This window comes from Bacillus cereus G9842, assembly GCF_000021305.1.
Classification (GTDB): Bacteria; Bacillota; Bacilli; order Bacillales; family Bacillaceae_G; genus Bacillus_A; species Bacillus_A thuringiensis_S.
Window position 1 is genome coordinate 758420 of the sequence record NC_011772.1, and the last position, 25664, is coordinate 784083.

Consider the following 25664-nt stretch of genomic DNA (forward strand, 5'->3'; position numbering starts at 1 on the left):
GGGAATTTATACTTAAAAATTGAAAGTTCATAAAGAAAAGGAAGAGTGGTGAATGGCTCTTCCTTTTTAGCATTTTAATTTGTTTTTTGTTCTTTAATAGACTTCACTAATTTCATCATTTCCGCTCGTATATCTTCTCTTTTTACATTTAATTTTTCGGCAATTTGTTTAATGTCCATTCCATCTTTTTTCATTTTTAATACATCATCAAGAGGGGTATTGCTTTTTTGAGAGATGATTGTTAACACAGTAAGATGACGCAATTTGATGTTATATTCTTTCATTTTTTGCTTTAGCTGATCCGGTGTGGATTTTTGCATAGTTGCTAACTGTTGTAGCAGTGCTTGCTTTGTTTCTTTATTCATATGATGCTTTTTCAGCTTACTTGGATCTACACCGAAATGCTCGGCTGTTTTCTCCCAAGATTTATTTTGCTTATAGTAAGATAAAACATCTTTTATTTCTTGTTTACTGATTCTTGCAATGTGAGCAGCTCTCCAAATTTCATGTTTGTTATAGCCAAGTTTTTCTAACGATTGCATTTCTTCTTCTGAAATTGGTTTATGATGATGCATTGTTACTTCTTTTGGCGTGGCAGCGGACGTAGGGAAGGTGGATATCCCGCATAATAATGCTGCCATAGTCATACTTACTGCGATTTTTTTGTACATGTAAACTCCTCCTAGATGGATAATGTAGAAAACTGTAAACATATCATTTCCATAAAATGTGAAATACTTGTGAACAAGTTAAGTTTTTTTATTCACAGTATGAAATGACGTTTTTAGAAGTTTTCCAACATAAAACATTGATTAATAGTAAAAAACTAAGGTATAATCGAAATTGAAAATCAATATCAATGCCAACAATAAACTTATACATATAGATAAAAATAAGGGAGAGATAAATATGACTACATATACTTCCATCGCTAATGTGATTAAAGAAAGGCGCTCTGTTCGTACATTTACAGACAAAGCGGTAGATAAAGAGTTATTAATTGAACTATTAAACGACGCAACGTGGGCACCGAATCATAAATATCGTGAACCATGGAATTGTAAATTATACATTGGAGAAGGCCGCAAGAAATTAGTAGATGCAGTATTAAACTCTTTCACAGAAGAAGAAAGAGCAAAGCGCGGTAAAATTTTATCAGATCGTTTCTTAAGCACGCCTGCACAAATCGTTGTATATATAAATGAAGATCCGCGTCAAATTCAGCGTGACGAAGATTACGCTGCAACATGTGCATTTATGCAAAACTTCCAGCTTCTTGCTTGGGAACGCGGATTAGGTTGCGTTTGGAAATCAGGCGGATTGAACTACAATCCATTATTTATAGAAGGAATCGGTTTAACAAGAGGACAACGTATCGTTGGAATTCTTCATATCGGCTATTTCGATAAAGCGCCAGAAGGAAAAGCTCGTACTCCGATTACGGAGAAGATGGAGATTATTGAAGGTTAATAGATGAGACATTCTCGTTTTTGCGGGGGTGTCTTTTTATTATGCAATCAATCCTCATGAAAGCTTGTTTTTCATCATACACTTTCTTAAGGGAAAGTGTAAGGAGGGAAAATAATGAGAGCAAGTGACGATAAAGCACTGCAATATGCGATTGCGGAAATTACGGAAATTGCGACGGGATTTGGGCTTGATTTTTATCCGATGCGTTATGAAATATGTCCAGCGGAAATTATTTATACATTTGGTGCATATGGGATGCCAACGCGGTTTTCACATTGGAGTTTTGGAAAACAGTTTTTCAGAATGAAATTACAATACGATTTAGGTCTTAGTAAAATATACGAACTCGTTATTAACTCTGATCCATGTTACGCCTTTTTATTAGATACGAACTCTTTAATTCAAAACAAATTAATTGTAGCGCACGTTTTAGCACACTGTGACTTCTTCAAAAATAATATTCGTTTTTCAAATACGAAGCGAGATATGGTAGAAAGTATGGCGGCAACAGCGGACCGTGTGAAAGCGTATGAGCATAAGTACGGAAAAGCAGAGGTAGAAACATTTTTAGATGCCGTACTTGCCATTCAAGAGCATATTGACCCATCGATTATGCGTCCAAAACTTGCGTGGAGTATTGAAGATTTAGAAGAGGATGTAGAAAAGAAAAAGATATCACAGTACGATGACTTATGGAATTTAGATGATCGAAACAAAAAGAGAGAACGACCTAATATGCATAAAAAGAAGAAAATTCCGCCGCAACCAGAGAAAGATTTACTCCTCTTCATTGAAGAATATAGCCGTGAGCTAGAAGATTGGCAGCGAGATATATTAACGATGATGCGTGAGGAAATGCTATATTTCTGGCCGCAGCTTGAAACAAAAATTATGAATGAAGGCTGGGCATCATACTGGCATCAACGCATACTCCGTGAAATGGACTTAACATCTTCTGAAGCGATTGAATTCGCAAAGCTTAATGCAGGTGTAGTTCAACCATCAAAAACAAGTATTAACCCATACTACCTAGGTATTAAAATGTTTGAAGATATAGAGGAGCGCTACAATAACCCGACAGAAGAAATGAAACGACGCGGTGTAAAACCAGGATCTGGCCGTGACAAAATCTTTGAAGTACGCGAAATCGAATGGGATGTATCATTCTTAAGGAACTACTTAAACAAAGATCTCGTAATGAGAGAAGATATGTACTTATTCCAACGCCAAGGAAAAGAATATAAGGTAATAGATAAAGAGTGGGAACATGTACGTGATCAGCTCGTAAATATGCGTACAAATGGTGGCTTCCCGTACTTAGTAGTAGAAGATGGTGACTACTTAAAGAACGGAGAGTTGTACATTAAACATAGTTACGAAGGAATTGAGCTCGATTTAAAATACTTAGAAAAAGTACTGCCATACATTCATCAGTTATGGGGAAGAACGGTGCATATGGAGTCGATTGTGGAAAGTAAGGGCGTTGTGTTTTCTTATGATGGGAAGATGGTGCATCGGAAGTATGTGTGATGAAAAGAATGGACATAGAATGCTATGTCCGTTCTTTTTTATTTGGGGCAAAGTTAAATATGCTATTCTTGAAGAAAGGGAGTTATATAGAGAAATGGAGCGATTCAAATGAGCAAAATAGGGGTATGCAAGGTAGATATTACGCCGCCTGTCGGTATTGATTTTGTTGGATACCATAGAGAGACAGGAATAAATAATATTGAAGAGCATATTTATGGGACAGTTTTTGTATTTGAAAAAGATGAAATGAAAACTGTGTTTATAAGCATTGATAATATTGGGATGTTAGTAGAAGATACGAATATTATTCGTGAGCGCGTAGCTAGCAGGCTTCATGTGCCATTTGAGCGAATAACAGTTGTTTATACACATACACATTCTGGTCCGGAAACTGTTGGTGAGCAAGCTTTAGTAAAGTCGTATAAAACGAGTTTAGTAAATAATGTAGTGCACGGTGCTGTTACTGCAAATAATAACTTGGGGCTATGTGAAGTTGGCTGGAGTGTTACGACAGGTGATATTGGGATAAACCGAAGAGAGAGAACATCTGATGGAAGATCAAAGATGGGAACAAATATAGAGGGTGTTGTAGATAAGCGAATTGGCATGTTAGCAATAAGAAATGCTGAAACGAAGGAGCTATCTGGGATTATTGTATTTTGTACTGCGCATCCGAATGTTTTAAAAGGTGATAGCGATGTATTATCAGCGGATTATCCTGGAATGACGAGGGAGATTCTTGAGAAAATCGTAAATTGCCCTGTTATTATTGTGCAAGGAGCTGCTGGTAATGTAAATGCGAAGTATCGCGGTTCAAGGGAAGCAGTAAAGCAAATGGCTTACACACTTAGTGGACATGTATTAACAATATTGCCAATAGTTACATATAGCCCAATTGTAAATTTAAGAACAGTTTCGAGTATGATGCAAATGAAGTTGAAAGATATTCCTGAAATGAATGAGATACGAAGCATGGCTCAATTGGCGGAGAAGCAGTGGGGTGTGAACACGGACGAGTGGCTTACTATCGTTTTAGAGAAATATAAGCAAGGTATTCGGCAGTTACGTATTGATTTAGAAGTTCAACTGTTTCAAGTTAATGATGGAATGTTCTTTGGTATACCGATGGAACCTTTTTCAGAAACCGCGTTAGAAGTGAAAGAGAGTCTTCAAAATGAAATAGCCTTTCTTGGTGGATATACGAATGGATATATTGGTTATTTACCGACAAGGGAAGAGTTTACATATGGTGGATATGAAGTAGAATTAAATCCTGTTGTATATGGGTCTGTTACGAATTTATTGATGCCACCGGAGAAAAATACTGCGGAGCTGATTGTGAAGAAGGTTACGGGCTTATGTAATAAAGTGAAGCTTTAATAAGACAGATTTTTGAAAGCAGAGTAAAGAATATAAATAATTGTTTGAGTTTATTAAGTCAATGTAATTAACAATGATTATCATTGTTAATTACATTGACTTCTAAAAAAAGAAAAACTAGAATTTATAAAGGGATCCTCAATTGTTTGCTATCACTTGTATAGGAGGTAAGTTATGTTGGATAGCTTTATTTCTATAAGATGCAGGTTGGCTCTTTATCGTTTTGGTGTTCTTTTTATATTTTTTTGCATAGTATTTTTGGTGCATCAGAAGGTGTATGCAGAAGATGTACCGTGGACATCGGTCTCAAATGAGGGAGAACGTGAACTGTTTCAAGAACAATCATTGTATAGTAATGATCGAAGGGGAGAAGATCTTGTTTCGCCCTCATTTGAAGGGCGAAAACATGGTGGGGAAGATTGGGGAGCATATTTGGAAAATAGTACGTTAAATTATTCACCTAATATTCTTACCTATTCTGTTATAGGAAGCGATGATCGAATACGGGTTAATGATACAAATTCATATCCGTATAGCGCTATAGTCCATGTTGCGACTCAGTAAAATAGTGGAGAAGTTTATGGGTGTACAGGAGCACTAGTTAGTAAAGATACAGTGCTTACAGCTGGACATTGTATTTACAATAAAGAAATTGGTGGATGGGCGACAAATGTTATTGTGACCCCTGGTAGAAATGGAAACCAAGCACCGTATTTACCTTATAGTTGGACAAAACTCTATTCAGTAAGTGGATGGACTGATAATGAAAATTCAGATTATGATTATGGAACGATTAAATTAAATGGGTCTCCAGGAGATTATATTGGCTGGTTGGGATATAGAACTACCTATGTAGAATCACCAAAAGGTTTACTTGCGGCGATTCCTGGATATCCCGCTGATAAAATAGGAAATGAACGTTACACAATGTGGAGAGACTATGGTCCAATTGAGGGAGTTTCTCCTAGAATGTTAACATACAAGATTGATACTTATGAGGGGCAAAGTGGATCACCTGTATATCAGTATTTCGATACCGGTATCAAAATAATAGCCATTCATACAAGAGGAAATAAAAATATGAATTTTGGAAATCGGATAACAGACGATGTGTTTAATAATATTAAAAAATGGCCTGAATAAATATAGTAATTCTATTTGGATTTTGTATTGTATATTGGTCATAATCATGATGTCTAGTTATATAGTAAATAACGAAGAGAATGTTAGTAAAGTTGTTAATCCTATAACTTTCTATGTTCAAAATAAAGAGAAACAACAGATAAAAGACTTTGAAATTATGCTTATAAAAGATGAATTACCTCAGCCTAGTAAAGAAATCGTGATTTCGATAGGGAAAACTAATCAAGAAGGAAAATTGATTTGGAAGATTCCTAGAAAAGGAAAGTATATAATTTTATTGCCGAATAATGAGAAAAAAGAGATTGTGATTAATGATAGAAATGTAGCTAAATTAATAATGATTAACGTAAATTAATAAAAATAGGCCGAAACCAATCATATGGTTGATTCGGCCTATTTTTATATAATTTAGAAAAATTGTGAAGTAAGTATAAATTTCAGTCTAAAGATTAAAAACTTTACAATATACCCTGAAGGGTATATGATATTATACAAAGTTATAAAGTAATGTATAATATAGTTACAATTACGGAGGTGGTCTATAGTGGAATACAATCAAGATATGAAAAATAGATTGAAACGTATTGAAGGTCAAGTTCGTGGTGTGCTTCGTATGATGGAAGAAGGAAAAGATTGCCGAGAAGTTATTACACAGTTAACGGCATCTCGTTCTGCACTTGATCGTACAATTGGACTTGTTGTTGGAACGAATTTAGAGCATTGTTTACGTGAACAGTTTGAAAGTGGCAATGGTTCAAATGAAGAGTTAATTAAAGAAGCTGTTCAATTACTTGTAAAAAGCCGATAATCTGTCAAACGTAAGTGTTGACAGATTTTCAAAAACATTTTAATATACCCCTACAGGTATATGTATGTAAATTGTGGAGGAATCGATTATGAGTATAAAAGTGGATATGAGTTTAGATTGTAAAGGTTTGGCTTGTCCGATGCCTATTGTGAAAACGAAGAAGGCGATAGAAGGGTTAACACCAGGGCAGGTGATTGAAGTTAAGGCAACAGATAAAGGATCTACGGTAGATATAAAAAGTTGGGCGAGTAAAGTAGGACATCAATATATCGGGACGAAACACGAGGGTGATGTATTGGTGCATTATGTTAGGAAAGCAAACGAGCATGAAGTGAATGAAGCTGTGAAATATCCACATACAATTACGAATGCAGAATTACAGTCTATATTGTCTCATGGGGAAGAGAGCATTGTATTAGATGTTCGCGAAGCAGCGGAATTTACTTTTGGCCATATTCCATCTGCCATTTCGGTGCCATTAGGTGAATTAGACAGCGCAGTGTTAGATCAGACGAAGCAAATTTATGTTATTTGTCGAACTGGTAACCGCAGTGATGTAGCTTGCCAAATGTTGAAAGAGAAAGGTTTTTCAAATGTGAAAAATGTCATTCCTGGTATGTTAGGGTGGCAAGGAAATGTGGAGAAATAAAATTTTTTAAACAAAAATATACCTATGGGGGTAATTAAATGGACATTAAGATGTTACAAGCAAAAGATGTTGCAGAGAAAGTTTTATTCGGAGAGTTATTCATTTTAGATGTTCGTAATGAGACGGATTATGAAGATTGGAAAATTGAAGGGAAACAAGTTTCTTCTATTAATAAACCTTACTTTGACTTGTTAGATGGTGTAGATCATATTGTAAGTGAATTACCTAAAGATAAAGATGTTTTAGTAGTATGTGCAAAAGAAGGGTCTTCTATATTTGTGGCAGAGCAATTAACAGAAGCGGGATTACAAAATATTTATTATTTAGCTGGTGGAATGAAAGCTTGGAGTGAATATGTGAAGCCGTTAAAAGTAGGGGATGTACAGGGCGGAGGGAGTATATATCAATTTAATCGTCTTGGAAAAGGCTGTTTATCTTATATGGTTGTTTCTAACGATGAAGCAGCAGTTATTGATGCGGTAAGGACAGCCGAGGCATATGAAGAGTTTGCGAAAGAGCATGGCGTTACGATTACGAATGTAATGGATACACATTTACATGCAGACCATATTTCTGGTGGACGTAAGTTAGCTGAAAAGGTAGGTGGTACGTATTGGTTACCGCCAAAAGATGCCGAGGAAGTTGTTTTCTCATACGAACCGCTTGTTGAAGGATTTGTTATTACGGTGGGGGGTACTAAAATTGTAATTGACGCATTATACTCACCAGGGCATACGATTGGAAGTACGTCATTCATTGTTGATGATTCTTATTTATTATCAGGCGATATTTTATTTGTAGATTCAATCGGGCGTCCTGATCTTGCTGGTAAGGCTGAAGATTGGGTGAGTGATTTAAGAAATACGTTATATACACTTTATAAGGAACTGTCTCAAGATTTAATTGTTTTACCAGCCCATTATTCAAAAATAAGTGAAATGGATGAAAGAGGCGTTGTGAGTGCGAGCTTACAAGATTTATTTAAAGAGAATGTAGGGTTAAATATTGCTGATGAAATAGAGTTTCGTAAAGCTGTGACAGAGAACTTACCGCCACAACCAAATGCATATGAAGAAATTCGTCAAACGAATATGGGGAAAATTCATCCGAGTGTGGAAGAAGAGCGAGAAATGGAGATTGGCCCAAATCGTTGTGCAGTGCATGAGTCATTATAAAAATAACAAATTGGAGGAATTGATGATGAATATAGAACAAGTATTAGATGCGAAAGGTTTAGCATGTCCAATGCCGATTGTAAGAACGAAGAAAGCGATGGATACTTTGCAAACTGGAGAAGTGTTAGAAGTGCATGTAACGGATAAAGGATCAGTTAAGGATATTCCAGCGTGGGCAAATAAAGGTGGTCATGACATTGTAAAGCATGAAGAAGAAGGCGATGTACTAAAGTTTTGGATTAAGAAGGCGTAGTAAAGAAATAATTTTATAAATATAGAGGGGGAGTTATATGAACACAATATTAAGTACGCTTTTCATTGTACTTGCTACATGGTTTGTTATTTCACGATTTTTACCAGTGAAAGGTGTGCAAAATATCAGTGGAAAAGAATTAAAGAATATAGTGGAAAAAAAGGGGAAACAACTTATCGATGTTCGTACAGTAGGTGAATATAGTGGGAATCATATGAAGGGATTTCGAAATATCCCGTTAAATGAGTTAGCTAGTAAAGCAAATCAATTAGATAAAAATGCGGAAGTAATCGTTATTTGTCAGAGCGGGATGAGAAGTAAGCAAGCGGCAAAGGTATTAAAGAAATTAGGATTCCAGCACCTTATCAATGTTTCAGGTGGTATGAATGGTTTGTGAGGAGGAGTTTAAAATGAAAGAAATGACAGCAAAAGAATTAGAAGAAAAATTATTACGTAAAGAAGCAGTAAATATTGTGGATGTCCGTGAAGTAGAAGAAGTAGCTGAAGGAAAAATTCCAGAAGCATGTAATATTCCGCTAAGGATATTAGAGTTTCGTATGCATGAGTTGAATAAAAAGAAAGAATATATTATCGTTTGTCGCTCTGGCGCGAGAAGTGCAAGAGCCGTTCAATTTTTAGAAGGTTACGGTTTTCGAGCAATCAATATGGTAGGTGGTATGTTAGCTTGGGAAGGTAAAGTCATATAGCATAGAGATAAAAGGTTTGAGCCTTTTTATAAATAATTAAATACCCCTATAGGTAATTTGAAGGAGGAACAATATGGAACAACAGAAGAAAACGACAATCGTGTTATTTAGCGGAGATTACGATAAAGCAATGGCTGCTTATATTATTGCAAATGGTGCAGCGGCGTATGACCAAGAGGTAACTATTTTTCATACTTTCTGGGGATTAAATGCTTTAAGGAAAGATGAACATGTGAATGTAAAGAAAACATTTATAGAAAAAGTATTTGGAAAAATGATGCCACGCGGTGCCGATAAGATGGGATTATCCAAAATGAATTTTGCTGGCATGGGGCCAAAGATGATTAAAGGCATTATGAAAAAACATAACGCAATGCCTTTGCCAGATTTAATTGATTTGGCGAAAGAACAAGGAATTAAACTTGTAGCTTGTCAAATGACAGTAGATTTATTAGGGTTAAAAGAGGAAGAGATTATGGAAGGGGTAGAGTTTGCAGGCGTAGGGGCATATTTAGCAGATGCTTCGGATGGGAATGTAAACTTATTCATTTAAATCACCTTCTTTTTAGAAGGAGGGGGATGTAAGGTGAGTTTAGTATTATTACTTTTTATAATTGGGTTTATAGGATCGTTTATATCAGGAATGGTTGGAATTGGCGGTGCGATTATTAATTATCCGATGATCTTATACATTCCAGTATTGTTAGGATTTACTGGTTATACGTCACATGAAGTGAGTGGTATTACAGCGGTACAAGTATTCTTTGCAACTTTTGCAGGCGCATGGGCTTATCGGAAAAGTAATGATATGGATAAAACGTTAGTTGTGTATATGGGAGCTAGTATTTTAATAGGAAGTTTCATAGGGAGCTTTGGTGCTAACGTATTAGAGGAACATACGGTCAATGTTGTTTATGCAGCGTTAGCAACAATTGCTGCTATTATGATGTTCGTACCGAAACGAAATAATAGTGGTGAAGTGACATATAATAAATGGTTAGCAAGCTTGTTAGCGTTTATTGTAGGAGGAGCATCAGGCATTATAGGTGCTGGCGGTTCTTTCTTATTAGTACCGATTATGTTAGTTATTTTAAAATTGCCGATACGTACAACAATAGCAACATCTATCGCTATTACGTTTATTTCCTCAGTAGGGATTACGACTGGAAAAGTGATAACTGGTCAAGTAGTTGTAATTCCAGCTCTTATTATTGCGGTTGCAAGTATCTTTGCTGCGCCGCTTGGAGTGCGAGTCGGGAAGGGGACCAATCAAAAAGCACTGCAATATATGTTATCGATTTTGATTGTAGGCACTGCTGTTAAAATGTGGATTGATATGATATCGAAATAAAAGGATGGGCTGCTTGTAGCCCATCCTTTTATTTATGCCCAAATAACTTTCATTAAGTTTTTATATTCGTCATTTGCTAATTTATATAGCATTCTCGTATGTTCAAAGACAAGTGCTGGATTAAAGTTTGGTTCTGAGAATGCAAGAGATGCTGAAATATCAATTGCATTTTGCTTGTTTAATGTGAATTTTGCAAAGCGATAAGATGTGTTTAATTCATTAATGACATGTAAAATATCATTTGTTGATGTTGCATCAGGCACGTGAGCAACATTGAAGCAGTATATATCCACCGTAGGATGTTCGTTTTGGAAAGCAGCGATAAGTTGAATTTTTGCGCCAGCTTCTGTCTCTAATCCTACTGAAAAATGAACAGAGCCATCATTTTCATCTATATTTTCTTCCATGTATATATCGTTGGATTTTAAGTAGTCTTTAAAATCTGAGATGTTATGTTTTACTGCAGCTTTCATATGTATGAGCCCCCTGATAATTGGAATAGATTGCTACTATTTATTATAATTTAAAAATATTAAAAAAGATAGTTAGAAAGTTCTGATTTTTGATTCTGACGAAATAAAAAGAAGCAGTACTCTACCTCCATAGAGTACTGCTTCTTTACTATTCATTGTCGTTAGACGATGTTTCTGTATCTTCACTGCTATTTTTGTTCTTATTTTTCACTTCATTGTTACTTGATTCGCGTTCACTTGAATTTTCAGACTTAGATTCTTTTGTCTTTTTCGAATCAGAGTCTGAGTCAGACTTTGTATATGCAGGTAGCCCAAGATGAGTACGAAGTTCATTTGTAACATTAGCTAATTCTTTTTTATCTGGATTGTAGTAGTAAGTTCGACCACCACCAGCAGATTTGCTACATGTATCGTCACCTTTTGCCATATAGCAATCATCACCTTGGATTTGTAATTTCTCAATTTCCGAATCCGATCCGTACTTATAGAATGAAAGCATATCATCAAATGTTAAGTTTGTAACGAATTGTCCGTTAATATCATCAATGATGTTGCCAACTTTTGTTACAGAACCAGCATTTGTTAGTTTCTTTAAAATAGCTTCGATAACGAGTTGTTGACGTTGTCCACGCATTGCATCACTATCGATGTGTCTTGTTCTAGCAAGAGCAAGAGCTTCTTCGCCATTTAACTTTTGAACACCTTTTTCTAGGTGAATTGCCTCAGCATTATCATTGCTATCTTGCTCAGTAAATTCAACTGGTACATCAACTTCAACACCGCCCAAGTCATCGACGATTTTTATAAATGATTTAAAGTTAAATTTGACAAAATAATCGACAGGAACATTCATTAATTTTTCAACTGCATCAATGCTTGCTTGTGGTCCACCATTTTTTCCGTTTTTAGCAGAACCGAATGCATGAGCATGTGTAATTTTATCTTTTTTCTTTTCTATTGGAATATAAGTATATGTGTCACGTGGGATACTTAATAGTTTAACAGTTTTGCTATCTTTATTAAATGTTGCAAGTAAAAGCGCGTCTGTTCTTATAGCTTCACCATATTCTTTTCCTCGGACATCGCTTTCATCAACACCCATTATTAAAACAGAGACGTTATTTGTAATAGGTTTAACAGCTTTATCTCGTAAATCTGATTTATCACCGCGTGCTAAATCGTGTGCGGCATTTCGAACAGCAGAAGATGCTTTATTTACTAAAAACCAAGTATAACCGCCACCTATTAATAAAACGAATAGTATAGCGCTTATAATAATTTTTATTTTTTTCTTATTTTTGTTCGGTTTACTGCGTGTATTTTCTTGCAAAGATGGGTTTTGCTCCATTTCCTGTACTCCTTCATTTGGATTGAAATACGACACTCATATCCACTTATTATAATGAAATTTAGCGAAAAAAAACATTACAAATCATTTACATTTCGTAAAAATTCAATTTATTTATAAAAAGTCAGATTTTCTATATATTCTTTTTTAGATGTAGAATAAGTATAAGGGCTTTTGGTAGAAATGAAAATATATATTATGAGAAAGTGATAGGGAAGTAAGATTTGTTGAAATATAGCCAAGAAGAAATGAGTAAGCTTACTTATTTCTTCTATATAATAAAGAAGAATTTGACGGATAAAGGAGAGAGCATAATGAATCATACATCATTCCGAGCAATCGTTGTGAACGAAACGGAAAATCATCAGTTTGTAAGAAAAGTTGTTGAGAGAGAAGTAAGTAGTTTACCTGAGGGAGACGTATTCATACAAGTTCATTATTCTTCATTAAATTACAAAGATGCCCTTTCAGCTACTGGTAATAAAGGTGTTACGAGAACGTATCCTCATACGCCAGGAATTGATGCCGCAGGAGAAGTTATGAGAAGTGAAGATAACTCCTTTAATGTAGGAGATCAAGTTATTGTAACGGGATATGACTTAGGTATGAATACCTCTGGTGGTTTCGGAGAATATATTCGCGTCCCATCATCTTGGGTCGTGCCTTTACCAGAAGGAATGTCATTAAAGGAAAGTATGATGTATGGGACAGCAGGTTTTACTGCTGCTTTGTCGGTATATAAGCTTATTGGAGCAGGAATTAATCCTGGTATGGGAGACGTTCTAGTAACTGGTGCTACAGGCGGCGTAGGGAGTGTAGCTGTTAGTATTTTAAGTAAGTTAGGGTTTAATGTAGTAGGAGCGACAGGGAAAATGGAAGAGGAACAGATGCTACTACGTCTAGGAGCGAAAAAAGTGATTCATCGCGCGGAATTGAATGATGAATCAGGAAGACCAATGTTAAAAGGGATATACGCCGGAGTTATCGATACTGTAGGTGGACATATGTTAGAAACAGCTTTAAAAACAGTAAAGTATGGTGGTTGTGTAACGACATGCGGTAATGTGGCAGGACAGGAATTACATACAACGGTATATCCGTTTATTTTACGAGGCATAAGCCTTTTAGGGATAGATTCCGTGCAATGCCCGGTGGATGTGAGAAGAGATGTGTGGACATTGTTAGCGGATGAATGGGAAAATTCAAAGTTAGCGTCTTATACAGAAGAATGTACATTAGAAGAATTAGATGAGAAGTTTGCACTTATATTGCAAGGAAAGTTAAAAGGAAGAACAGTTGTTAAAATAAAGTGAAAAAAGAGACGCTTAATGTAGCGTCTCTTTTCTTCATTATAATGATTGTTTTAAATTGATTTTTCCTTGTTCACCTAAAACACCGTCAGCGATATTTACAGCGTGATCGCCAATGCGTTCTAAGTTACTTACCATATCGACGAAGATGATACTTGCATCACCTGAACAGCTACGCTCGTTTAGACGTAATACGTGACGTTTACGAAGAACACGTTCCATTTGGTCGATTTTGCGTTCTTTTGCAATAACAGTTTGAGCTAGTTCGGTATCGAAGTTTGTTAAAGCTTCAACTGAGTCTTGCAGTGTTGAAATCGTTAATTCCAGCATTTCGTTTAATTCACCTAATGCTTCGTCTGATAGTGAAACACGATTTGAAATTTGGAAATCTACAAGTTCTACAAGGTTTTCTACATGATCACCAACACGTTCAATATCTCCAACAACACCTGCTAAAACGGAATGTTTTTCAGAATCCGTAGGTGAAAGCGGCTTTTCAGATAGTAGAACTAAATACTCGGTAATTTTTTTATCTAAATTGTTAATAGCTCCTTCTAATTGAGTAGCCATGTCAGCGTGTTTTTTGTCTTGTGTATTTAAAAATTGATTTGCTTCTTTTAATCCATGTAATGAAAACTCAGCCATACGGATAATTTCTTTTTGAGCTTCTGTTAAAGCGATAGCTGGAGATTGCTCAATAAAGATTGGGTTTAAATGTTGCGGTTTGAAATCAATAGCAGAGTCTTCGCCGCGAATAAGTTTTGTTACAATCCATGCTAATACAGCGATGAATGGGAATTGAATAACTGCATTTGTTACGTTAAATGTTCCGTGTGCAAATGCAATTGTCATTTCTGGATTTAAGTTTAATGATGTTTGGAAATATTGAATTAAGCTTGTAAATGGTACTAATAAAATCGTAAATATAATTGTACCGACGATATTAAAGATAACGTGAACTAATGCTGCACGTCTTGCGGCAATAGAAGTACCGATTGCTGCTAATACAGCTGTAATTGTTGTACCGATGTTATCACCGAATAATACAGGAAGGGCAGCTTGTAAATCGATTGCACCTTGACCGAATAATTCTTGCAAAATACCGATTGTTGCGCTTGAGCTTTGTACAATTAAAGTGAAGACTGTACCGACAACAACTCCTAAAATTGGGTTATCACTCATACTAACCGTTAATTCTTGGAATGATTCTAAAGAGCGAAGAGGTTTCATACCTGCGCTCATTAATTCCAAACCGAAGAATAACATACCAAAGCCGAATATAACTTGACCTAAAGAATGTACTTTTTTATTTTTAAAGAAGAATAATAAGATAGCTCCAACTGCCATAATTGGGAGAGCGTATTCTCCGATTTTAATTCCGATAATAAATGCAGTAACTGTCGTACCGATGTTTGCACCCATAATAACACCGATTGCTTGTCTTAATGTCATAAATCCTGCGCTTACAAGTCCGACTGTTAAAGCGGTTGTTCCTGAGCTTGATTGGATTAATACCGTAACTAACATACCTGCTAGTACACCCATGAGTGGGTTTGTTGTAAAACGATCTAGAATATCACGAAGACGATCTCCAGCTGCTTGTTGCAGTCCATCGCCCATGTATTTAATCCCGAATAAGAAAATACCTAATCCACCAATGAACTGGAAGATCATATCTTGAACATTATATTCCACGCATTCCACTCCTTAAATTTCATGTACGATGTAATTATTAACTGAACCTTGAGTCACTGTAAACGGTTTGCTAGTAAAATTTACACTAAATTTACAAAGGGTAGAAAAGTTTACAATACCTTAAAGAAACAGCTGTATTTTATTGGTTTTCATCTTGTATAAATCTTAATTTTGTAAAGAAATCATACTTTTTAGAATAGTATTGTTCAATTGAATATCAAGGAAAGCGTCTGCGAGTTCATCGTATATTTTTTGATGAAAGTTAAAAAAATATGTAGGAAAATGCATGTAGTTTTATAACAGCAAAACGAGAGAAAACAATTTTTTTAACACGATAAAAAAGCCACTGAATTATCCAGCAGCTTTTTCCATGTTTTTATCGCCATACTTTTGTTTTCTTATGCTTGTAATGTAAATGAAGAGAAAAGCAATAAGTAATAGAGAGGAGTAACGATATACAGTTGCATAGTTTGTAAAATGAGCAATAAATCCAAATATAATCGCTCCAGCGCCGATTCCAAGGTCAAATGCGGAGAAGAATGTAGCTGTTGCTACGCCGCGTCGATGCGGTGCTACGCGGTCAATCATCCATGCTTGTAGTGCAGGTTGGATCGCTCCAAAACCACTTCCGTAACATGCTGCAGCAATAATTAAGCTCGGAATTGTCGTCGTATACGACAATAAAATAATGCCTGTAAACGTTATAATAACTCCCGGAATGATGACGAATGTATGGCCTTTCGCATCATATAGCCTTCCAGAGAATGGACGAGTTACAGCAATTGCTAGTGCATTACATAAAAAGAAGAGGCTAATATCAGCTATGCCGACTTCTGTAGCAAATAGTGTGATAAAACTTCCGATTCCTCCGTACATTAATGTAATACATAATATTAATAATGAAGGAAGTAAAGCTTTACGCTCAATAAATCCATCGAGAAAAGTACTAGATGATTGTTGTGGCGGCTGTTTCGTTTTTTGGATTTGAAGTAGTTTCGTTAATATTAATGAAACAATTGTGCACGATAGTGCACATAAAAAAAGAATTGTGAAGTTATATGTTTGCATGAGCCATAGTCCTATAAGTGGACCGAGGGCCATTGCAATTGTTCCAGAAAGGCCAAAATATCCCATGCCTTCTCCGCGGCGAGCTGAGGGAATTAAATCAGAAACGACAGTTCCATATGTAGTCGTTGTAATACCGAAACCAGCTCCGTGTAAAATACGAACAGCAAGCAAGAGAAAGATAGTTGAGGCGAAAAGGTAACTGCCCATAGCGAGTAAACAGATAGCAGTACCGATCATTAAAATGATTTTTTTATTAAATTTTTGCAAGGCGTTCCCAGTTAGCGGTCTAACAAAAAGTGCCGCAACGGTAAACATACCGACAACAAATCCGATATTGGAACTTGTGCCACCAATTTCTTTCACATAAACAGGTAAGGTTGGAATTAACATTTGAAACCCTAAAAACATACATAAGTTTGCAAAAATTAAAGCAACAAACTCTTTTGTCCATAACGGTTCTCGTTTTACGAGTATTGCTTCTCCCATATATTCATCCCCTATATAAAATTTTCCCGCTATTAACGGGCAGTAAAACTCCCACCTCAAAATCGGACTGGAGCAAAGAAGTTAGGTGGGAGATCAACTGCCCGATTGGTTCAACTAATAATCAGTGGGGGATGAACACCCCCCTCACTGATTAAAGTTTCACTTTATCTCTTTTCTTTCGAGTATATGTATTGGCCAATGCAACAGTCAAGGAAGGTGTCTTGAAAACGGATAACAATTTTTAAGGCGAAAAACTGACAAATTTGTGTAAAAGCTACACAACTATGAAAAAAAGATGTAAAGTATAGATGTATAGACTTGTAGGTGTTAAGAATGACAGAAATTGTTTTTTCTTTAAAGAAAGCGGATTCAAAAAAGTAGTGAACAAGAAGGGGAGATATACTTTTTCACTACATATATTTGAAAAGGTTTACAATATGATGAAGAAAGAGGCGTGTACATATGAGACGATTAGGTATTTCTATTTATCCAGAACATTCAACAGTAGAGAAAGATAAGGAGTATTTAACATTAGCAAGTAAATATGGATTTACACGTGTGTTCACATGTTTATTATCTGTGGATGGAGAAAAAGAGAAAATTATTGAAGAATTTAAAGAAACGATCTCACATGCGAATGCATTAGGGTTCCAAGTATTAGTTGATATTAGTCCATCTGTTTTTGAACAATTAGGTATTTCGTATAATGATTTATCATTCTTCCATGAATTGGGTGCGTACGGTATTCGTTTAGATGTCGGTTTCTCAGGATTAGAAGAATCAATTATGACTTATAATCCGTATGGTTTGAAAATTGAGATTAATATGAGCAATGGTACGAAGTATGTAGATAACATTATGAGCCATAGACCAAATCGTGAAAATTTAATTGGTTGTCATAATTTTTATCCGCATCGTTATTCAGGGTTATCATACGATCATTTCATTAAATGCTCGAAACAATTTAAAGATTACGGTATGAGAACGGCTGCTTTTATTTCATCATTTGATGCAACATATGGACCTTGGCCAGTAACAGAAGGGTTATGTACATTAGAGCAGCATCGTGAATTATCGATGACAACACAGGCGAAGCATTTATTTGCGACAGAATTAATTGATGATGTTATTATTGCAAACGCATATGCGTCAGAAGAAGAATTACAAGCACTAGGTGCATTAAATAAAGAGAAACAAACATTTGATATAGAACTATATGATACAACGACAGAACTAGAAAGAATTATCGTATTAGACGAACCACATTTTTATCGCGGAGATGTATCTGAATATATGATTCGTTCTACACAAAGTCGTGTGAAATATAAAAAAGAAGAGTTTAAACCTCATAATACGCGCGAAATTAAGCGTGGAGATTTATTAATTGATAATGAACAATATGGCCAGTATAAGGGCGAATTACAAATTGCATTAAAAGATATGGTGAATACAGGAAAAACAAATGTAGTTGGTCGAATTATAGAAGAAGAAATTTTCTTATTAGATTATTTACAAGCATGGGATAAATTCGGATTCATATTAAAGAAATAGAGAGAATATAAAGGGGAAAAACTACTGATTTCAGCAGCTTTTCCCCCTTTATATATAAAGAGCGAGAGGAAGAGCTATGACAAAGGTGCAGCAGCGATTAATTTCTATTTTAGAGGAGTTTTTAGAAGAGAAATCGATGTTAAATCGAGCTTTTTTAGCGGGCCGTTTACATGTATCAACGAAGACGATTCAAAAGGATATAAAATTATTAAATGATATATTGGAAGAAAACGGAGCGAAAATCGAATCGCAAAGAGGGACTGGGTACGAATTAGAAATTATACAAACGAAGAAATTTGAAGACTTTTGTGTGAGTCTATTTCAAAAACAGACGGAAAAGATCCCAACTTCTTATGAAGAAAGAATAGCGTACATTCTGCAGCGTGTTTTAACGGCAGAGGGATATGTGAAGCTTTCAGAATTAGCGGAAGAGATTTATGTGAGCAAATCAACGGTTAATTTAATTATGAAAGATGTTACAGATATATGTGGTCGCTATAAATTACAAATTGAGAAGAGACCGTATTATGGTATACGTATTGTTGGAGAGGAATTTAATATTCGTTCTTGTTTATCACAATATGGTTTACCGCGTTATGACCATACTCCGTTTCATGAGCAATTTGAGCAGACGGAGACATATTTATCGCTACCTTATATATCACACATCCGTTCAATTATATTAAAGTATATTGAAGGTGGAACAATATATTTATCTGATATAGAAATTGATAATTTAGTCATTCATATTGCAATCGCATTAAAGCGTTGTCAAAGTCAACATTATATGAAAGAACTGCATACGGAGCAATCAGAACTTATAATAAAGAAAGAATATACAATTGCGAAGCAGATTTTAGGAGATTTAGAGAAAGAGTTGAAATTTTCATTTCCAGAAGAAGAAGTATTATATGTGACGATGCATTTATTAAGTACTGCTGTTACAACGAGAGATCGCTATGAAAATGTAGAAGAGCTATTAGGAAAAGATATATATGCATTTATGCAACATATTCTTTTTAAAGTAGCGGAAGAACGGAATCTTATTTTTTATTATGATGAAGAATTATTATTTGGATTTGGTATTCATTTAAAAACGTTATTAAATCGTTTGAAGTATAAGTTAAATACGAGAAATCCTCTTTTGGCAGAAGTGAAAAAGAATTATCCGTATGCTTTTGAAATTGCGGTTCTTGTTGGAGATATCATTGGTGAATATACGGGTGAATCGATCCCTGAAAGTGAAATTGGCTATATTGCAATTCACTTCGGCGGAGCGATGAGCCGTTTGCAGGAGCAAAACCAAAAGAAAAGATGCTTATTAGTTTGTGCGACTGGTCAAGGAAGTGCACAACTATTAAAATATAAAATTTTATCACAGTTCCGAGATAAATTAGAGATTGTAGGTATTACAGGCTATTATCAATTGAAAGTAGAAGATCTTTATAAAGAAAAAATAGATTGTATTATTAGTACGGTTCATATACCGAGTGGCTTGCCTGTTCCAGTTATAAAAGTGAATTCAATATTTGATGATAAAGAGATTAAATTGATTGGTCAGCGGTTGTTTATGCATGTGAATAATAGTGTGCAGCCTTATATTAAGGAAGATTTAATTTTTTTAAATCATAGTGCTTCTACGAAAGAGGATGTTATTCAGTTTTTATGTGAGAAAGCTGCTGAGAAACATTATGTACAAGAAAACTTTTATGCTTCTGTTATGGAAAGAGAAAATACGTCTCCGACAGCGGTTGGGAATTCAGTTGCAATCCCGCATCCGATGCAGTTATTAAGTGAGGAAACTTTTTTGATGTTTTGCACACTTGAAAAGGCTGTTGATTGGGGAGATAAAAAAGTACAAGTAATTATTTTATTTAGTGTAAAGCGCAATAATAATGAAGATTTACAAAGGCTTTATGATTTTTTATATGATATTATGTCTAGTCAAACTACGATAGAGAAACTTACTCAGACCGAGGTAATTGAAGATTTTCAAGAGATTTTATTATCATTTTGAAAAAGTATATAAAAACTTCCGTTACATAACGGAAGTTTTTTATGTTTAATTGTATGCGTTTTCATAATAAGATAAAAATATAGAAAACATATAGCTTGGGGGAATTTAAAATGGCTGATATGCAAACTCCATTTGCATTAATTTTACATGGTGGCAATGCGAGAAGTGCAGCGCTTGAAGCAATCGCTTTTGCAAGACAAGGAGATTTTGAGAATGCGGGTGAAAAGATGAAACTTGCTAGTGAGGAAATTTCAGCAGCACATCGTATTCAAACGGATTTAATTCAAGAAGAGGCAAGAGGAAATCATGCAGAAATCAGTTTACTGTTAGTGCACGCACAAGACCATTTAATGAATGCAATTACAGTGAAAGAACTAGCTGAAGAATTTATTACTCTTCATAAACGAGTAGAAGAGAAAGTGACAGTATAAGATGTATATTTTATTATGTTGTGCAGCAGGCATGTCAACGAGTATGGTCGTAAGAAAAATGCAAGAAGAGGCAAAGAAACAGGGGAAGAATTATAAAATTAAGGCGGTTGATTCAGAACTTGTGAAACTTGAAATAAAAGAAGCCGATGTCGTTTTAATCGGTCCACAAGTGAAATATTTATTTCCAGCTGTAGAGTTTCTTGCAAACTCATACAACATACCAGTTGCAATTATAGACCAACGAGATTATGGCATGTGTGATGGTTTGAAAGTGCTTAGGCAAGCAGAACAATTAGTTTTAGCATAATTATATCTTTTTAAATATAAACATTATAATGTTATAAAGTTTATTTCATTCTTTTATAGTAGAGAGAAAGAGGAGGGCTATTGATGAATGGGTTTATGAGTTTTATGGAACAAAAGATTATGCCAACAACGCAAAAGATTGCAGGACAACGACATTTATTGGCAATTCGAAATGGGGTTATTTCTACATTACCGTTAACGATCGTCGGGTCATTTTTCGTTATCTTTTTAAATTTACCAATTGATGCATATATGGAATGGATTGCACCGTTTCGCCATATTTTAGATATTCCATTCCGATTTACAGTAGGACTAATGGCCTTATACGCAGCGTTTGGAGTAGGGGCCTCGCTCGCGAACTTTTATCAGCTCAATCAATTAAGTGCAGGGCTACTATCTGTACTCGCCTTTTTACTAGCATCAGTTGAACCAATTCAAATTACGAAAGCTGTACCAGGTGTTATTGATGCAGGTCGATATATTTCAGTAGGAACATTAAGTGCAACGTCTTTATTCGGCGCAATTGTGACAGCATTAATTGCAGTGGAAATTTATCATTTTATGATTAAGCATAATATCTCAATAAAATTACCAGACAGTGTACCACCAGCAGTTTCAAATTCGTTTGCAGCATTAATTCCAACATTAGTAGTTATTCTTTTATTCTGGGGCATTCGCTACGGTTTGAAATTCGATGTAAATACAACAATTACATACTTAATCGCACCATTAAAATCAGTACTAGTAGGAAATAACTTATTCGGTGGTTTATTAACAGTATTCTTAATCGTGTTCTTCTGGTCATTTGGTATACATGGACCGGCAATTTTAGGACCAATCATTCGTCCGATGTGGGATTCCGCAATTCTTGAAAATATGGAAGTGTTCACGGCTACAGGAAATGCACATCAGTTACCAAACTTATTTACAGAGCAGTTCATTCAATGGTTCGTATGGATTGGCGGATCTGGCTCAACGTTAGCTTTAGTAATTATGTTTATGTTCTCTAAATCTAAGTTCCTAAAAGAGTTAGGTAGATTATCATTCGTACCAGGTTTATTCAATATTAACGAGCCAATTATTTTCGGGGCACCAATTGTAATGAACCCAATCTTAATTATTCCGTTCGTTATTACACCGTTAGTGACAACGACAGTATCATATTTCGCAGTTGTTTCAGGTATGATTCCACTCATGATGGCGAAATTGCCATTTACGATGTTAGCACCAATTGCAGCGGTGATTAGTACGGACTGGACAATTATGGCTGGTGTACTTGTACTTGTTAACTTTGTAATCTCATTCGTTATTTACTATCCATTCTTCAAAATGTATGAGAAACAACAATTAGCAGGAGAGGAGAAAACAGAATGCTCGGAGCAATTATCATCTTAATTACATTTGTGATCGGACAGTGTATTGCCCATTATTCGAAATGGGTACAAAGTAAATCCTTATTAGTGTTACTACTAGTATCAGTTTTATTTATCGGTTGTTCAATGGGTGCATATGTAATGTTAGGTCTACACTCACCGTACGTAATTATTGTACCGACAATTTTATGTGCAACATGTTTATCTGCAAAATATAGATTTACGAGCATGGCATTAATACAACGTGTGAAGGAGATGCAAAAGCATGGAGCGTAAATTAGGGATTTCACTTTATCCAGAACATTCAACGAAAGAAAAAGATATGGCTTATATTTCGTCAGCGGCACGACACGGTTTTTCAAGAATATTTACTTGTTTGTTATCTGTGAATCGTCCGAAAGAAGAAATTATAGCTGAATTTAAAGAGATTATTAATCATGCGAAAGATAACAATATGGAAGTTATTTTAGATGTAGCTCCAGCTGTGTTTGATCAGCTTGGTATTAGTTATAGTGATCTATCATTTTTCGCAGAGTTAGGTGCAGATGGTATTCGATTAGATGTAGGCTTTGACGGATTGACGGAAGCGAAAATGACGAATAATCCGTACGGTTTAAAAATCGAGTTAAATGTAAGTAACGATATTGCGTACTTAGAAAATATTCTTTCGCATCAAGCGAATAAATCAGCTTTAATTGGTTGCCATAATTTTTATCCGCAAAAATTCACTGGTCTTCCGTACGATTATTTCATTCGCTGTAGTGAACGCTTTAAAAAGCATGGTATTCGCAGTGCAGCCTTTATTACATCACATGCCGCAAACATCGGTCCATGGGATATTAACGACGGATTATGTACGTTAGAAGAGCATCGTAATTTACCAATTGAAGTACAAGCGAAGCATTTATGGGCAACAGGGCTAATTGATGATGTCATTATCGGAAATGCTTATGCAAGTGAAGAGGAGTTAGAAAAACTAGGAAATTTAAATCGCTACATGTTACAGCTAAAAGTGCACTTTGTAGACGAAGCGACTGAAGTAGAGAAGAGAGCTACGCTGCAAGAATTACATGTAAGACGCGGCGACATAACAGAGTATATGATACGTTCTACAGAAGTGCGTAAAAAATATAAAGACTATGACTTCCCAGTGCGCGAAAGTGTGCTACAGGAAAGAGGGCAAGTTGTAATTGGTAATAACTCATTCGGAAAGTATAAAGGTGAACTGCAAATCATTTTAAAAGAAATGCCGATAGATGAACGGAAAAATATCGTCGGTACAATTGCGGAAGAGGAGTTATTCTTACTAAATTATGTAGGAGCTTGGACGCAGTTTACTTGTGTGGAATAGAGAAGATAGGGGGCGGTCCAAATTTTGGACCGCCTTTTTAATATTAAAGTACTTTTAACGTCGAAATTTGTCGGTAAATCGATATCTCTTGTCGAATCGTTGATATATTATAAGTTACGATAGATATATTCGAAAAATCGTTGATATAGTTTCATTTACTATGTCATTTTTCAGTAGTTTAATAGAGTAAAAAAAGAGCCAGCCTCAACGATGAGACTGACTCTTTTTTATAACTAGTTTAATACTTTAACTGTAACTGTTTTACGTCCCCAGCTACTTGATGTGCCTTTATCTGGCATTAAAACGTCGATTTTATTACCTTTAATAGCCCCACCAGTATCACCAGCGATTGCTACTCCGTAACCTTCAACCCATACTTTTGAACCTAATGGAATGACACTTGGATCAACTGCAATTAGTTTCATGTTTGGATTAGCTGTTAAGTTATGACCCATAGCTGATTTTACTTGGTCGCCTGCTTTATAACCATTTTCAAGTGGATCTGCTGTGTAAGCTGTTGCTACAACACGTAACTCACGAGAAGATGATGGTGTACTTGTTTCAGTTTCTTTTGCAGCAGGTTGTTGTGTAGCTGGTTTTTGAGCTTTAGCCGCTTCACGAGCTTTAGCTGCTTCTTGAGCCTTAGCCGCTTCACGAGCTTCAGCTGCTTCTTGAGCCTTAGCTGCTTCACGAGCTTCAGCTGCTTCTTGAGCTTTAGCCGCTTCACGAGCTTTAGCTGCTTCTTGAGCCTTAGCCGCTGCTTGAGCTTCAGCATCTGCTTGAGCTTTAGCTGCTTCACGAGCTTTAGCCGCCTCTTGAGCTTTAGCTTCTGCTTGAGCTTCAGCATCTGCCTGAGCTTTAGCTGCTTCTTGAGCCTTAGCTGCTTCACGAGCTTTAGCCGCTTCTTGAGCCTTAACTTCTGCTTGAGCTTCAGCTGCTTCGCGAGCTTTAGTTGCTTCCGCGGCCTTAGCTTTTGCTTGAGTTTCAGCTACTTCTTGAGCTTTAACTGCTTCACGAACTTTAGCTGTATCTTGAACTGTAGTTGTTTTTTCAACTTTAACTACTGGCTGAACTTTAATTGGAGCTTTACCTGTTAAGTAAGGAACATGAACATAAGCTGTTTTTCCGTTATATTCAAATTGAATCCAATCATTTTGTACTTGGTGTGTTGTTTCGATTATATCATCTTTTTTCAACTTACCAAGAATCTCTGAATCTGTGTTTGCACCAGCACGTACGTTTAATACGTTTGCTGTTACGTAGTAAGTGTCTTTTGTATAGTCAGCACTTATGAAAGCTTCTTTACCGCTATTCAATTGAACTTTTGACCAACCATTTTCTGTATGTAAAACATTTACTTTATATCCATCTAATAATTTTCCTACAACTTTTGATTCAGTAGTTGGGTTTTCTCGTACGTTTAGTACGTCAGTCGTTACGATTGTTTCTGCTTTAGCAGATGTTGTGAAAATCCCAAGACCAAAAACCGCTGCTGTTGCTATACCCATAAATTTTTTCATAATAGCCTCCATTGCATTTGTTTTCGTTGACCTCATTATAGCAACCATTATTTTCTTATTTGCGAAAAACATATAATTACAAAGCTTTCGTAACGGAGCATTAATATTCTGTAACAATTCCATAAATATCCTGATGGCGCTTCCTTGTTGTTTTTTGGCGTATCAGGGCATATAAAACACAAAATGAGTAGCATTTCAATTACTGTAACATTAATAATATTACAGTAATGTTTCTCTTGAATGTCTGTAGTGTTACAAGAATGATGTAT

At 35.6% G+C, this 25664-nt stretch carries 26 protein-coding genes and 1 pseudogene; 21 read left to right on the plus strand and 6 right to left on the minus strand.

Annotated elements, in window-relative coordinates; all coding sequences use genetic code 11:
• Positions 1-74: 74 nt before the first annotated feature.
• Positions 75-671 (minus strand): hypothetical protein, encoded by a 597-nt coding sequence (locus tag BCG9842_RS03815; protein WP_000276984.1) that lies wholly within the window; start codon positions 669-671, stop codon positions 75-77.
• A 238-nt stretch (positions 672-909) separates the two neighbouring features.
• Between BCG9842_RS03815 and BCG9842_RS03820 the strand changes: the two genes are divergently transcribed.
• The 13 genes and pseudogenes from BCG9842_RS03820 to BCG9842_RS03880 all read left to right on the plus strand — a co-directional run bounded on the left by BCG9842_RS03820 (position 910) and on the right by BCG9842_RS03880 (position 10466).
• A complete protein-coding gene (locus BCG9842_RS03820; protein ID WP_000214814.1) occupies positions 910-1470 on the plus strand; it encodes a nitroreductase family protein in 561 nt (186 codons plus the stop codon).
• A gap of 114 nt (positions 1471-1584) precedes the next feature.
• Entirely contained in the window at positions 1585-3000 is a 1416-nt protein-coding gene (spoVR, locus tag BCG9842_RS03825; protein ID WP_001202690.1) for a stage V sporulation protein SpoVR, read from the plus strand.
• Between the two features lie 108 nt (positions 3001-3108).
• A complete protein-coding gene (locus BCG9842_RS03830) occupies positions 3109-4380 on the plus strand; it encodes a neutral/alkaline non-lysosomal ceramidase N-terminal domain-containing protein (protein WP_000034542.1) in 1272 nt (423 codons plus the stop codon).
• Positions 4381-4554: 174 nt separating this feature from the next.
• A pseudogene (locus tag BCG9842_RS03835) lies at positions 4555-5523 on the plus strand (trypsin-like serine peptidase).
• Positions 5489-5878 (plus strand): DUF2606 family protein, encoded by a 390-nt coding sequence (locus BCG9842_RS03840; RefSeq protein WP_000335660.1) that lies wholly within the window; start codon positions 5489-5491, stop codon positions 5876-5878. The pseudogene BCG9842_RS03835 and the gene BCG9842_RS03840 overlap by 35 nt, the downstream one beginning before the upstream one ends.
• A 189-nt stretch (positions 5879-6067) precedes the next feature.
• Positions 6068-6331: a metal-sensitive transcriptional regulator gene (locus BCG9842_RS03845; protein ID WP_000456202.1), complete on the plus strand. Its 264-nt coding sequence runs from the start codon at positions 6068-6070 to the stop codon at positions 6329-6331.
• Between the two features lie 88 nt (positions 6332-6419).
• Positions 6420-6980, plus strand: a complete 561-nt coding sequence (locus tag BCG9842_RS03850; RefSeq protein WP_000023977.1) for a sulfurtransferase TusA family protein — start codon at positions 6420-6422, stop codon at positions 6978-6980.
• A gap of 38 nt (positions 6981-7018) precedes the next feature.
• The gene (locus BCG9842_RS03855) at positions 7019-8155 is read left to right on the plus strand and encodes an MBL fold metallo-hydrolase (RefSeq protein WP_000351931.1); all 1137 of its coding nucleotides are present in this window, start codon (positions 7019-7021) and stop codon (positions 8153-8155) included.
• A gap of 22 nt (positions 8156-8177) precedes the next feature.
• Positions 8178-8408 (plus strand): sulfurtransferase TusA family protein, encoded by a 231-nt coding sequence (locus BCG9842_RS03860; protein WP_012614744.1) that lies wholly within the window; start codon positions 8178-8180, stop codon positions 8406-8408.
• A gap of 37 nt (positions 8409-8445) precedes the next feature.
• Entirely contained in the window at positions 8446-8805 is a 360-nt protein-coding gene (locus tag BCG9842_RS03865) for a rhodanese-like domain-containing protein (protein ID WP_001092325.1), read from the plus strand.
• A 13-nt stretch (positions 8806-8818) separates the two neighbouring features.
• Positions 8819-9115: a rhodanese-like domain-containing protein gene (locus BCG9842_RS03870; protein WP_000661799.1), complete on the plus strand. Its 297-nt coding sequence runs from the start codon at positions 8819-8821 to the stop codon at positions 9113-9115.
• A gap of 73 nt (positions 9116-9188) precedes the next feature.
• Positions 9189-9668 (plus strand): DsrE/DsrF/DrsH-like family protein, encoded by a 480-nt coding sequence (locus tag BCG9842_RS03875; RefSeq protein ID WP_000437741.1) that lies wholly within the window; start codon positions 9189-9191, stop codon positions 9666-9668.
• Positions 9669-9701: 33 nt separating this feature from the next.
• A complete protein-coding gene (locus BCG9842_RS03880) occupies positions 9702-10466 on the plus strand; it encodes a sulfite exporter TauE/SafE family protein (RefSeq protein ID WP_000060622.1) in 765 nt (254 codons plus the stop codon).
• Positions 10467-10498: 32 nt separating this feature from the next.
• Here the strand turns inward: BCG9842_RS03880 and BCG9842_RS03885 are convergent, their stop codons facing one another.
• Positions 10499-10939 carry a hypothetical protein gene (locus BCG9842_RS03885; protein ID WP_000642361.1) on the minus strand — a complete coding sequence of 147 codons (441 nt, stop codon included), beginning with the start codon at positions 10937-10939 and terminating at the stop codon, positions 10499-10501.
• A 148-nt stretch (positions 10940-11087) separates the two neighbouring features.
• On the minus strand, positions 11088-12287 hold the full coding sequence (locus BCG9842_RS03890) for an LCP family protein (protein WP_000437427.1): 1200 nt from the start codon (positions 12285-12287) through the stop codon (positions 11088-11090).
• 227 nt (positions 12288-12514) lie between these two features.
• Between BCG9842_RS03890 and BCG9842_RS03895 the strand changes: the two genes are divergently transcribed.
• Positions 12515-13600: a YhdH/YhfP family quinone oxidoreductase gene (locus tag BCG9842_RS03895; RefSeq protein WP_140161827.1), complete on the plus strand. Its 1086-nt coding sequence runs from the start codon at positions 12515-12517 to the stop codon at positions 13598-13600.
• A 36-nt stretch (positions 13601-13636) separates the two neighbouring features.
• Here BCG9842_RS03895 and BCG9842_RS03900 read toward each other — a convergent pair whose 3' ends face one another.
• The gene (locus BCG9842_RS03900; RefSeq protein WP_000456251.1) at positions 13637-15292 is read right to left on the minus strand and encodes a Na/Pi cotransporter family protein; all 1656 of its coding nucleotides are present in this window, start codon (positions 15290-15292) and stop codon (positions 13637-13639) included.
• A 351-nt stretch (positions 15293-15643) separates the two neighbouring features.
• Positions 15644-16846, minus strand: a complete 1203-nt coding sequence (locus BCG9842_RS03905; protein WP_000503240.1) for an MFS transporter — start codon at positions 16844-16846, stop codon at positions 15644-15646.
• Positions 16847-17308: 462 nt separating this feature from the next.
• Here BCG9842_RS03905 and BCG9842_RS03910 point away from each other — a divergent pair, with 462 nt between their 5' ends.
• The 7 genes from BCG9842_RS03910 (at position 17309) to BCG9842_RS03940 (ending at position 23875) form a co-directional block, all read left to right on the plus strand.
• Entirely contained in the window at positions 17309-18397 is a 1089-nt protein-coding gene (locus BCG9842_RS03910; RefSeq protein ID WP_001253355.1) for a DUF871 domain-containing protein, read from the plus strand.
• Positions 18398-18473: 76 nt separating this feature from the next.
• Positions 18474-20414 (plus strand): BglG family transcription antiterminator, encoded by a 1941-nt coding sequence (locus BCG9842_RS03915; RefSeq protein ID WP_000170102.1) that lies wholly within the window; start codon positions 18474-18476, stop codon positions 20412-20414.
• 110 nt (positions 20415-20524) lie between these two features.
• The gene (locus BCG9842_RS03920) at positions 20525-20845 is read left to right on the plus strand and encodes a PTS lactose/cellobiose transporter subunit IIA (RefSeq protein ID WP_000774623.1); all 321 of its coding nucleotides are present in this window, start codon (positions 20525-20527) and stop codon (positions 20843-20845) included.
• A gap of 1 nt (position 20846) precedes the next feature.
• Complete coding sequence (locus tag BCG9842_RS03925) at positions 20847-21152, plus strand: PTS sugar transporter subunit IIB (RefSeq protein ID WP_000275645.1); 306 nt, start codon at positions 20847-20849, stop codon at positions 21150-21152.
• Between the two features lie 83 nt (positions 21153-21235).
• Entirely contained in the window at positions 21236-22546 is a 1311-nt protein-coding gene (locus tag BCG9842_RS03930; RefSeq protein ID WP_001013060.1) for a PTS sugar transporter subunit IIC, read from the plus strand.
• Positions 22522-22800, plus strand: coding sequence for a hypothetical protein (locus BCG9842_RS03935; protein ID WP_000900039.1), 279 nt, complete (start codon positions 22522-22524; stop codon positions 22798-22800). Before BCG9842_RS03930 ends, BCG9842_RS03935 begins: the two co-directional genes overlap by 25 nt.
• Positions 22790-23875, plus strand: a complete 1086-nt coding sequence (locus BCG9842_RS03940; protein ID WP_000440072.1) for a DUF871 domain-containing protein — start codon at positions 22790-22792, stop codon at positions 23873-23875. Before BCG9842_RS03935 ends, BCG9842_RS03940 begins: the two co-directional genes overlap by 11 nt.
• Positions 23876-24108: 233 nt before the next feature.
• On the opposite strand, the gene entC is transcribed toward BCG9842_RS03940, so the two are convergent.
• Complete coding sequence (entC, locus tag BCG9842_RS03945) at positions 24109-25518, minus strand: cell wall-binding protein EntC (RefSeq protein ID WP_000421982.1); 1410 nt, start codon at positions 25516-25518, stop codon at positions 24109-24111.
• Positions 25519-25664: the final 146 nt, after the last annotated feature.